Raw genomic sequence first — 11,183 nt, forward strand, 5'->3', positions numbered from 1 at the left:
GAGGCCTCGCCGCCGTGGCCGAGCTGCTCCCGGGACGACCGGATGGTCGACAGGTTGATGCCCGACCCCGAGCCGCCCTTGAAGATCATGCCCTCCTCGACGTACCAGTTGAGGATCGACGGCATGGTGTCGGAGACGGACAGGATGAAGCAGTTGTGGACGCGGACGTTGTTGGAGAGGTACTCACCACTGTCGGTCTGGATGTCGAAGACGGGCCGCACGCCGCGGTCCTCGATGGCGACGATCTCCTCCTCACGAACCGAGGGACACGTCTTGCCGTCCAGCTCCAGGGAGGCGTCCAGGGTCGCCGTCTTCCCGGCTGAGAGGAACCCGACCTTGGACCGGAACGCCGACCGCTCGGAGCGGACGTTGATCTGCACCTCGAACAGGTCTGAGCGGTGGGGACGGGGGTCGAGCTTGCGGAGCCGACGTGAGTAGATGCCGAGCCGCAGGAGCAGCACCTGGATGTCCTCGGTCCAGCGCTCGCTGATCACCGCGAAGGCAACCCGTCCGCTGCCGCCCTGCACAGTGACGTACCCGTCGGCCTGGAAGATGCTGCGGAGGTAGGCGGCGACGGCCTCGTTGGGCGCGTTCCAGAGCCTGGCCGGCACCCGCAGCTCGTGCCGCCGGGCGCGCAGGCCCCAGGCGTCCACGAACGGGCGCAGGACCTCGCCGTACAGTCGGGTGCGGCGACCGGTGAGGCCGGGGTCGGCGGTCTCGAAGGTCCTGACGTGCTGGTGGACGTCGGGGAACACGACCTGCAGGTGCCGCTGCACCCACTGGTGCTCCTCCTCTGTCACGGTCTGGAACTCGATCGTGAGCGAGGTGTTGGTCCCGGTCTCGTACTGGCCGACGAACCCGTCGGCCTGGAGCCATCCGGCCAGCGCGGCCTCGGACGCTTCCCTGGTGGCCGGCTCGGCGCGAACCAGGGTGGCCGTCCCGCCACCCACCTCGGCCTGCCGATCGGCGGAGGTGGCGAGGGGGCCGACCAGGTCGTCGGTGGAACCGCGGTGCGGGTACAGGTGCAGGCGCATTCCCGGACGAAGCTGGTCGACCCGCAGCCACGAGCCGACGCCCCGCCGCTCAGGTACGGCGTACACCAGGTGGTCGGCGGTCGCCTCGACGAACGAGCCGTTGCGGAGGAGGACCCGGAACACGCGCTTGTCGCCGTTGACCTTGACCGCCCGCACCCGGGTCTCGCCATGGGCGTCGTAGACGACGGTCCCGACCGCCCGGCGCTCGACCAGCTCACCGATCGGCACCATGCCGGTCGGGGTGCTGACCAGCGCGTCGTAGGGCTGGCAGGCCGAGCACTGCGGCTCGGGCTCGACCCCGACGTTGAACCAGACCGGGGAGTTGAAGGCGGCCTTCTGGTTGACCAGCAGGTGGGTCAGCTCGGCCTGGAAGGCCTCGGCGTCGCCGTCGGTGGCGAAGTAGCCGTCCTTGGCGCCCCAGCGGGTGATGGTGCCGGCGACCCTGTCCACCATCTGGCGGACGGAGTGCTCGCGCTGGGGGGTGCCGAGGGGGCCGCGGAAGTACTTCTGGGCGACGATGTTGGTGGCGTTCTGCGACCAGCCGGCGGGGAACTCGAGGTCGCGCTGCTCGAAGGCGGTGGTGCCATCGCGCCAGTTGGTGATGACGGCGTCCCTGCGCTCCCAGGTCAGTTCGTCGTAGGGGTGGGTTCCCTTGGTCGTGAACAGGCGTCGCACCTGAAGGCCCCGGCGGGCGGGACCGTGCTCGACGGACAGGGCATCCCGGGTCTTGGCCACGATGATTGACCTCCTGCGACCCCCGTGCTGGCCGGGGCCGCGCACCTCCGTCCCTGGAGAAGCCGGCGCTGAACGGTGCTGCGGACCGGGTCAGCTGAGCCGAGCGGGACGACGAACGGACAGATCCACGAACTACAGCGATGTGATTAAGCACCGATCCGGGGGCCCGGGTCAAGCACCCTCGACACAAGATGTTGTGGAAAACTTGCCTCCAGGGCGCCATTGTACCACTATATGTTGTGGTGACCGGAACCAGCCGGCACAGGGAGGATCAGCCGTGCGTTGCCCCTTCTGCGGGTCCGACGAGGACCGCGTGGTCGACTCCCGGCCGTCCGAGGACGGCGGGACGATCCGTCGCCGGCGTGCCTGCGCGGTCTGCGGTCGGCGCTTCACCACCTTCGAGCGGGTCGAGGAGGCGCCACTGCTGGTCCTCAAGCGTGACGGCTCCAGGGAGCAGTTCGAGCTCGGCAAGCTCGTGTCGGGCCTGGAGAAGGCCTGCAAGAACCGGCCGATCCCTCGCGAGGAGATCCTACGCATCGCCAGTGACATCGAGGAGGCGGTCCGGGCCAGGGGCCAGCGCGAGGTCGAGAGCCAGGAGGTCGGGATCGAGCTCCTCAACGCCCTGCGCGAGCTGGACCAGGTCGCCTACATGCGCTTTGCCAGCGTCTACAAGGACTTCCAGGACCCGGCCGACTTCGAGCGCGAGCTGGAGGACCTCGGTTCCCTCCGCAAGACCACCCCCCCGAAGCCCCGTCCCAGCGCCAGGGTGACGTAGCGGGTCTGGGCCGGCCCGGGCTGTCGCGGCCCCGAGAACGCGTGGGCGTGATGGGAGCGGGCCGGGGGGGCGGGACCCATGACCGGGAGAAGACGGTCGTGGAGCTCGCCGCCCGGACCTAGCGCTCCGGAACGGGGATCGACAGCTCCTGGCCGGCCTGGAGCCCGCCGCGGAGGTGGTTGGCCTCGATCAGGCCGTCCACCACCGGCCGCGGGTCCTGCCCAGGGGCGACCCGCCGCGCGATCGACCAGAGGGTGTCGCCGGACTCGACCACGTAGGTGACCCTCGGCGCCGGCCGGTCGGGCCCGTCGCCCCTGGCCAGGCCGGGAGCGACCAGCAGGAACCCGGCGACGACCAGCACGACGGCGAGCACCCGGACGAGCATCCGGCCGCGCCTCGTGAGACGCATCCGGCTGACCTCCCCTCGTCCTGCCTCGCCGACCAAGGCGAACGCCTGTTCGATCATGCCCTCCATCCTGCCCGAACACCTGTTCGCTGTCAACCTCGGCCACCCCATCGAACTGGTGTTTGCTTCGAGCCAACGCCGCTGCTAGAGTCCGGTCATCAGGCGGCAACGGGTCCTTCGGGCGAGGGGGTACAGCGATGGCGGAGCAGCTCACCACCAGGCAACGACGCATCCTGGAGGTGATCCGCGACGCGGTCGCCGACCGGGGCTACCCGCCGTCCATCCGCGAGATCGGCGAGGCGGTCGGCCTGACCTCGACCTCCAGCGTCCACTCCCAGCTCGAGGCGCTCCAGCGCAAGGGCTTCATCCGCCGCGACCCGACCAAGCCACGGGCCATCGAGGTCCACCTGGAGGAGCCGGTGGCGGCCATGCCGCGGCCCCTGCCCACCTACGTGCCCCTGATGAGCGCCCCGGTCGCCGCCGGTACCGGCACCCTGCCCGAGGACGTCGTCGAGGAGCTGCTGCCCCTGCCGCGCGAGCTGGTCGGGCAGGGCCAGCTCATGATGCTGCAGGTCCGGGGGGAATCGATGGTCGGCGCCGGGGTCCTGGACCGCGACTACGTGGTCGTCCGCCGCCAGGACACGGCCGACAACGGCGACATGGTCGCCGCCCTGCTCCCCAACGACGAGTCCGAGGCCACGGTCAAGCACTTCTCCCGCCGGGGCGGCCACATCCAGCTCCTCCCCGACAACCCCGCCTTCGACCCCATCGACGGCGACCAGGCCCAGATCCTCGGCAAGGTGGTCGCCGTCCTCCGCCGCCTCCGCTAGGCGTGCACCTGAGACGAGCCCGGCATCGGGAGATGCGAGCTATGCGGCGGTGTGCGACCCGACCTGCCAGATGGTGAACCGTAGAGGGACGCCGACCGCATCAGAAGGGCGGGTCGTGTACGTCTCCCGCCACACCGGCATGACGTAGGTGATCTGGTCGACCGCCCGGAGCCTCAGGCCAGGGTAGGCCTGGGGGCGACCGTGGCCCTTGGTGACGAGGAAGACGGGCTGGCCGGGGAAGCCGCGGACGAAGGACTGGACATAGGCGGGATCTGGCCGCCGAGGGAGCAACGCACTGATCTGGCCCTGCTGCAGCCAGACCGGCCCGCCGAACAGGTAGGCGACGTCGTAGAGGCTTGAGGACTGCTCCCAGAGGAAGACCCCTTGCCGGCCCCCGGCCACCGAAGCGATCCGCTGGACGGTCTCGAACGAGCCGCCATGCTCCTGGTGGTGGCGGAGCGGAATCGACTGGCCAGCGAAGACGACAAGAAGGAACCCAGCCGCCACCGCCGTCGCGGCCCGCACCGGCCACCGCAGCCGCCTGGGTCCGCCGGCCATCGCCAATCCTGCGGCAAGGGCGACCGCGATGAGCACGACCAGGCCGGGCAGGACGATCGGCACGAACCGCCGTGTCCACCACATGAGCCGGGCGGACACCTCCGCCCGGTAGGCGTAGACCGGCAGCAGGCACAGGGCGGGCAGGATCAACGTCCAGGCCGAGGCTCGCCAGCGCCGCAGGGCCACCAGGGCGAGTCCAGCCAGGGCCAGGCCGAACCCGGGGAGGGTGAGGAACCAGGAAAGCCGGACCAGGGTCGCCTCGTCATAGGTGCGCACGGGCCGGCCCCGGAAGTCCCCCCAGGCCGGCCCGAACAGCCACGGGCGGAGAAACCCGAGCAGCAGCAGGAACGCGGCCACGCCGACCACCGCCATCCCGAGCCTTCGCTGGACCGCCCGCCGCTCCAGCAGCTCCCACGCCGAGCGACCGGCGGCGGGGGCGAAGCGGCGCAGCAGCACGGCGACGGCCAGCCCTCCGAGGATGATGGTGAGGACGACTGGCAGGTCGGGCACGTGGTTCTCGAGGGTGTAGCGCCGGGCGCTCACGTAGGCCTGGTAGAAGCCGTAGGGCAAGGTGACCACGAGCCCGGCCGCGAACCAGGCGGCACGGACGTCGAAGCGACCGGCGGCGATCAGGACGCAGCCCACCCCGAGAGCGAGCAGAATCAGCAGCAGGCTGTCCGCCCGGGTCAAATAGGAAACGCCGAGCAGCAGGCCGGCCAGGCCCGCCGCGGGTCGCCAGCCGGTCTGCAGGGCAACCATGATCCCGAGCAGCGCGCCGCTCACGATCAGCTGGGTGAACGTCTCGCTGCTCGGATACCTTGCCTGCCACACCTGGAGCATGTTGGTGGCCAGCAGCAAACCGGCCAGGGCGCCGGCCAGCAGACCGAAGGCTCGCCGGACGGCCAGGGCCACCGCCAGCACCGCCAGCACGCCGCACAGGGGGGTCAGGCTGGCCAGTCCGGTGTAGCCGCCGGCCTCGAACGCGCTTGCCAGCAGGGCCGGCCACAGGTGGTAGAACTGCAAGACGATGCGCTGGGTGTCCCGGTCCCCGATCCAGATCGCGGGAAAGCGGCTGGCGTCGTCCTCTCGCATGACCTCGACGGCCGGCACGCGCGACCGGTCGAGGACCGGGTCGGTGTAGCTGGAGGACCCGACCCGGGCGATGGCGATCGCATGGGAGACATAGGCGCCGGGATCCTTGCCGACGCCGTAGGAGAACCCAGGGAAGAACAGCACGGACGCCACCAGTGCCACCCCGGCGAGCACGGCCAGCCCGGTCCCGTCGACCACCAGGGGCGGCCGGCCACCGAACCGCCAGGCGACCGTTCCCAGGGCGACCATGGCGAGCACGGTCAGGCCGGCGGCGGCGGTCAGCCCGTACCGGCCGATGTCGGCGAGCGTGAGACCGACCCAGGCGAGCACGGCGAGCGCGAGGGTGGCGGCAAGGACCAGTGCCTCGCCGACGGACAGGGCATCGCGCGGCGCCGGCCGGGAGCGCTCGCGACCGGCTGCTCCTGCCGGCAGGGTCTCGGTCTGCGAGGGCGGCATGACCGAAAATCGTAGCAGGGACGGCGAAGCGGGCCGCATTGGACGCTCGGGGCGAATGCTAGGCTGCACCGATGAGTACGCCGTCCAGCGCCGAGCCGCAGCTCGCGGTCTCGGTGGTCTTGCCGTGCTACAACGAGCGCGACCATGTCGAGCTGGAGATCAAGCGCATCTCCGCCGCACTGCTGGAAGCCGGGCTCAGCTATGAGCTGATCTGCGTCGACGACGGCTCGACCGACGGCACCCGCGAACTCCTGGAGACGACCCCTGGCATCCGCACCATCCTGCTGCCCCGCAACCAGGGGTCGGGCACGGCCCGGCGGATCGGCACCCAGCAGGCCCGCGGCCGGGTGGTGGTCTGGACCGACGCCGACATGACGTACCCCAACGAGCGCATCCCCGAGCTGGTCGCCCACCTGGACGACACCTACGACCAGGTGGTGGGGGCCCGCAGGACCGAGGCCGGGACCTACAAGCTGTTCCGAGTACCGGCCAAGTGGGCGATTCGGCAGCTGGCCTGCTGGCTGACGAACACCCCCATTCCCGATCTCAACTCCGGGCTGCGGGCCTTCAAACGTTCCGTCGCCAAGCCCTACCTGCGCCTGCTGCCGTCCGGGTTCTCGTGCGTGACCACCATCACGCTGGCGTTCCTGTCCAACGGACACCCGATCAAGTACGTGCCCATCGACTACGTGCAGCGTTCCGGCCGCTCCAAGTTCCACCCGGTCAGAGACGCCTACAACTACCTCATCCAGGTGCTGCGGATGGTCATGTACTTCAACCCGCTCCGGGTCCTGATGCCGGTCGGGTTGACCCTGATGGCGGCCACCGGCGCCAAGCTGGTGTTCGACCTGATCGTCCACAACCTGCGGGTGACCGGCTCCACGGTGCTGGTCGGCTTGGCCGCGTTCAACATCATGGCGATCGCCCTGCTCGCGGACCTGGTGGTCCGTCGCACCGCCGACGACTGACCCGGTTGTAGCGTCCGGCCAGGCCGGCGGCTCCGCCCCAGCCCAGGTCGGCGAGGGTGAACAGCAGCCTCGACACCACCGCGATGACGGTGCTCTGCGGTCGTGGCACGCTTGACCCGAGCAGCAGAATCAGCGCCGCCTCGCGCGCGCCCGCCCCGGCCGGGGCGACCACGAGCAGGAAGCCGACGCACCAGGCCCCGGCGAACGCGCCGGTCGAGTGGAGCAGCAGAGGGAGACCGCCGGCCACTCCGAGCTGGTGCGCGAGCAGCCACACGTGCCCGCCGTAGCACAGCCATGCGGCCAGCGCCCACCCCACTGAGCGCAGCGTGCCCGCCGTTGAAAGGCGCTGCGGCAGCGGGGCTCGCCGGGCGAGCCGGAGGGTGACTCCGAGCAGCCGGTTCAGCACGGGCGGGCTGGCCAGCAGCGCCACCAGCGGGAGCGCGAGCGCGGTCCACCAGTAGCGGCCGAGCGCTCCCAGGCCGGCCAGCGGCACGAGCACGACCGCGACCAGCAGCCCCGCGCCGACCGAGATCAGCAGGGTGGCGGCGACGGCGCTGCCCGACACCCGTTGAGGCACCCGGTAGTCGCGCCCGAGCTCCATCTGGGCGACGGCGGGCCAGATCGATCCGGGCAGGTACTTGCCGAGCTGGCCGAGGAAGAAGACGTGGAGGCTTCCGGCCAGCGGCAGCGGGAAGCCCAGGTCGGTGAGCAGCGCTCGCCATGACAGGAAGGTGGCCAGGTGGCCGGCCAGCACGGCCGCGGTCGCAGCGAGCAGGCCGACGACGGTCAGGCGCCCGAGCAGCGGCCGCACCTGCCCCCATTGCTGGGTCAGCAGCAGGGCGACGAACACCAGGATCAGGACCAGCACGAGCGGGCGAAGCATGGCCCGCCAACGGCGGTGCCCGGGCCTCACCGGCGCCCGGCCGGCAACTCAGCCAGAACGATGACAACGTCGCCGGGCTGGCGGACGGCCGGAGGAGGCGGCTCCCAGAGCCGCCCACTGCGGATCCTGGTCACTGGAGAGCCGGGGGGGTAGTCCCCGGCTTGGTCGGGGAGCTCACCCGGCTCATGCCCGGAGTGGCTTGCGGGCCAGCAGGAGGTAGCCGTCGCCGCGGTCGCTGCCGAGGAAGAGCCGCTGGGCGAGCAGGAACGGAGCCATCGTCGCCGGCCGTACCAGCAGCTTGACCAGGCCGCGGGCTGGGATCAGGTTGCCGCTCTCGGCCGTGCGCAGGCGCAGCGCCTCCGGGCTGCCCGGCTCGAGTGGACGGGCCACGGCGCGCCGTACGCGCTCCAGGAGGTTGGCCAGCGGGTAGCCGTAGCACCACAGCTCCTCGACCTGGAAGCCAGCCTCGGCGAAGCGGGCGGCCAGCTGCTCACGCTCATAGCGGCGGACGTGCCCAACCATGTCATCCCACAAGGAGAAGCGGTGCTGGTGCGCCGGGACCGAGGCGAGCATGCGGCCACCCGGGACGAGCAGGTCGAACGCCTGGGCGAGGAGCCCACGGTCGTCCTCGACGTGCTCGAGCACCTCGAAGGCGAAGATCGAATGGAACCGGGCCCTCGTCGGGTCGAGTGCATCCAAGCTGGCCCGCAGGATCTTCGGACGAGCCTCGGGCGGGAAGTGCGCCAGCCGATCAGCGGCCAGGCGGGCCGCGGTCGCGGAGAAGTCGATCCCGACCACCGAGCCGAACCCACGGGCGGCAAGCTCCTCCAGCATCGCCCCCGCGCCGAAGCCGACCTCGAGCGCCGGCCCCTGCCTGGACAACCGTGGCAGCAGCCGGCGGACCAGGTCCAGCCGGAGCAGGAACCGGGGTGGGCGCACCCAATCAGGCTGGTTCCGCGACCGCAGCAGCTCCACCAGTCGCAGCCCAATGGCCGCAGGGGTGTAGTCACGCTCGAAACGGGCCCGCGCCCGGCGACCCAGCTCGACCACCCTCGCCCGATCCTTGCCCAGCTCGCGGAGCGCCGCAGCCAGGGCGTCCGGGTCGCCGCGCGGGACCAGCACGACCTCGTCAGGATCGAAGGCGGCGTGCATGGCCGGCGTGTCGGCGGTGACGATCGCCCGGGCGGCACAGGCCGCCTGGTACACCTTGCCCGGCACGACCCGCGAGGCCTTGCCGGTGACGCCGAACAGCCCCAGGACCACATGGTGGCCGGAGACGAGCTCCCCTAGGCGCTCGTAGGGCACCCAGTCATGGACCTTGACATCGTCGAGGCCGGCCACCAGCTGGTCGAATGCGGCCCGGTCCTGCCCGCGACCGACGACCGTGAAGGTGACGTCGTCGCCGTCGAGCTGACGGATCGCCCCGGCCACCGTCTCGGCGCCGTGCAGGGGGATGAAGGAGCTGTAGAACAGTACCTTCAGCGGGCCGCCCTCTGGCGGCGGACCGGCCGGGAAGTGCCATGGCTCCGCCCCGACCGGCACGGCAGCGAGCTTGCCGGCCGGGAGGCCCAGCTCACCGGCGGCGAAGTCGACCTGGGGGCCGGTGTCGAGCAGGGCCAGATCGCTGGCACCCACGGCCAGCAGGTCCAGTAGCCTGGCCAGCCGAGCCTGGAGGCTGTCGGAGTCAACGGTCCTGCGGTCCAGGACGACCGTGTCGTACACCGACAGGAACATGTCCAGGACCCGCCGCTTCCGCCTGGCCAGCACCCAGGCCAGGAGCACGTCCAGGTGGCCGAAGTAGCCGACCAGCACCACGTCGTGTGGCCCGACCCGCCGGTAGCGGGCGGCCAGGCGCCACCACGCCCAGGCCAGCCGGATCAGCCGCCCCGGCGAGAACGGACTGCGGGCGGCCGCCAGCTTCTCGTCCGTCCCGCCCGGCCAGGCCGGCACATGGGCCTCGACCACCTCGGCGCCGCCCTCGCGCAGGGCCGCCTCGAGAACCGCGATCCGGGGATGGGCCACCCGGTCGTAGGTGCCGAACAGGCAGACACGCAGGGCGCTGCCGCCGGACTGAGCTTCGGTTGCGATCATGATCGGCCCATTCTCCCCTGAGAGGAACCCGAGATGAACTTCGGGTGGCCAACCCTAATCAAGGTGACCAGCCGGCGACGACACGACCAAGGTCCCGGCGCTCTCTCCAGCAGCCGTGATGGCATACCCGTTGAGAGGATCGGCGATCTGTGTGGCGAATTACCGACTTCCGGGCCGTGGATGCCGGGTTGTGATCAAAACGATGTTCTCGCACCCTTGTCGGTTCGCCGCAGAAGCGGTTGAGTCCGGGCGTTCTTGCACGGGGGGGTCATACGAGGAGGTCCCCCATGCCCACCGGTCGGCACAGCGAGGGACGAGCGGCAGACGACTCGGGCCTGACCAGGCGGCGCTTCCTGCGCGCGGCCGGGGTCGGGACCGCGGGGGCGATGGTCGCCGCCGGCGCCGCGGCCGGGCAGGCCGGCGCCGAGGTCGCCGGTGCGGCCGTGCCCGGCGCGGCGGCCCCGGAGATCCCGGCCCGCCGCAAGGTGGTCCGCGTGGGCGCGCAACGGGCCGGCGCCGCCGCCGCCCTGGCGGTCAGCGGGCCGCTCGCGTTCCACACGATCACGCCCCAGCGCTACCTGGACACGCGGTTCGACGGCGGCGGCCCGTTCCCGCCGCAGGGCGGCACCGGCGAGTTCTTCATCTTCGACTTCGGGGACCCCGACTACTTCTCGGGCGGCTTCCCGAACGAGGTGCCTCCCGACGCCAAGGCGATCGCCTGCAACCTCACCGTCACCAGCGGCACCTCCGGGGGCAACCTGCGCGCCTTCCCGGGCAACAGCGACGTCATCCCGCTGGTCTCCAACGTGAACTGGACGTCCGGCCAGACGGTGGCCAACTACGCCATCGTCAGCGCGGCCACCCCGGCCGACGGCCAGTTCCAGGCCGCCGTCGGCCTGCACAACGCCTCGACCCGGGGCAGCGTCCACGTGATCGTCGACATCAGCGGGTACTTCGTCTAGCACGGCGGGCCACGAGGCCCGGCCGGCTCAGCCGCTCGGGTGCGCCGGAACGTCTCCGGCCTTGTCCTGGGCGTCCTCGGCGGTGCCCTGGCGGTACGGGGCGAGGGCGTGGGCGAGGGCGGCCGGGGCCCGGAGCCGCAGCTGGGTGCCCTCGGCGCCGTGGTCGACCCCGAGCAGCTCGCCCTCGCGGTGGGCGCGGTCGACCAGGTCGCCGCGGTCGTAGGGAACCAGCGCGGTCAGCTCGACCTCGGGATGCGGCAGGCGGGTGGCGATCGCGGCCAGGAGGTCGTCGACCCCTTCGCCGGTCGCGGCCGAGATCATCGGGACGGCGGGGAACAGGCGGCCCAGCCGGGCCCGGCTGACCTCGTCGAGCAGGTCGGCCTTGTTCAGGGC

At 71.4% G+C, this 11,183-nt stretch carries 10 protein-coding genes; 4 read left to right on the forward strand and 6 right to left on the reverse strand.

Annotated features, from left to right (window positions below; translation table 11 throughout):
- On the reverse strand, positions 1 to 1,769 hold a 1,769-nt coding region (locus tag VF468_19815; protein HEX5880536.1), incomplete at its 3' end, for an LAGLIDADG family homing endonuclease.
- 277 nt (positions 1,770 to 2,046) lie between these two features.
- On the opposite strand from VF468_19815, the gene nrdR reads away from it, so the two are divergent.
- Positions 2,047 to 2,544, forward strand: a complete 498-nt coding sequence (gene nrdR, locus VF468_19820; GenBank protein ID HEX5880537.1) for a transcriptional regulator NrdR — start codon at positions 2,047 to 2,049, stop codon at positions 2,542 to 2,544.
- A gap of 118 nt (positions 2,545 to 2,662) precedes the next feature.
- On the opposite strand, the gene VF468_19825 is transcribed toward nrdR, so the two are convergent.
- On the reverse strand, positions 2,663 to 2,953 hold the full coding sequence (locus tag VF468_19825) for a LysM peptidoglycan-binding domain-containing protein (GenBank protein ID HEX5880538.1): 291 nt from the start codon (positions 2,951 to 2,953) through the stop codon (positions 2,663 to 2,665).
- A 194-nt stretch (positions 2,954 to 3,147) separates the two neighbouring features.
- On the opposite strand from VF468_19825, the gene lexA reads away from it, so the two are divergent.
- On the forward strand, positions 3,148 to 3,780 hold the full coding sequence (gene lexA, locus VF468_19830; protein ID HEX5880539.1) for a transcriptional repressor LexA: 633 nt from the start codon (positions 3,148 to 3,150) through the stop codon (positions 3,778 to 3,780).
- Positions 3,781 to 3,819: 39 nt separating this feature from the next.
- Here the strand turns inward: lexA and VF468_19835 are convergent, their stop codons facing one another.
- Positions 3,820 to 5,886, reverse strand: a complete 2,067-nt coding sequence (locus VF468_19835; GenBank protein HEX5880540.1) for a hypothetical protein — start codon at positions 5,884 to 5,886, stop codon at positions 3,820 to 3,822.
- Between the two features lie 71 nt (positions 5,887 to 5,957).
- Between VF468_19835 and VF468_19840 the strand changes: the two genes are divergently transcribed.
- The gene (locus VF468_19840; GenBank protein HEX5880541.1) at positions 5,958 to 6,854 is read left to right on the forward strand and encodes a glycosyltransferase family 2 protein; all 897 of its coding nucleotides are present in this window, start codon (positions 5,958 to 5,960) and stop codon (positions 6,852 to 6,854) included.
- Here VF468_19840 and VF468_19845 read toward each other — a convergent pair.
- Positions 6,799 to 7,722 carry a lysylphosphatidylglycerol synthase domain-containing protein gene (locus tag VF468_19845; GenBank protein ID HEX5880542.1) on the reverse strand — a complete coding sequence of 308 codons (924 nt, stop codon included), beginning with the start codon at positions 7,720 to 7,722 and terminating at the stop codon, positions 6,799 to 6,801. The genes VF468_19840 and VF468_19845 overlap by 56 nt on opposite strands.
- Positions 7,723 to 7,920: 198 nt before the next feature.
- A complete protein-coding gene (locus VF468_19850; GenBank protein HEX5880543.1) occupies positions 7,921 to 9,828 on the reverse strand; it encodes a methyltransferase domain-containing protein in 1,908 nt (635 codons plus the stop codon).
- Between the two features lie 287 nt (positions 9,829 to 10,115).
- Between VF468_19850 and VF468_19855 the strand changes: the two genes are divergently transcribed.
- Positions 10,116 to 10,790: a hypothetical protein gene (locus VF468_19855; protein HEX5880544.1), complete on the forward strand. Its 675-nt coding sequence runs from the start codon at positions 10,116 to 10,118 to the stop codon at positions 10,788 to 10,790.
- 27 nt (positions 10,791 to 10,817) lie between these two features.
- Here VF468_19855 and VF468_19860 read toward each other — a convergent pair.
- On the reverse strand, positions 10,818 to 11,183 hold a 366-nt coding region (locus VF468_19860), incomplete at its 5' end, for a GTPase HflX (protein HEX5880545.1).

The sequence above is a fragment of the Actinomycetota bacterium genome (assembly GCA_036280995.1).
GTDB lineage: Bacteria > Actinomycetota > CALGFH01 > CALGFH01 > CALGFH01 > CALGFH01.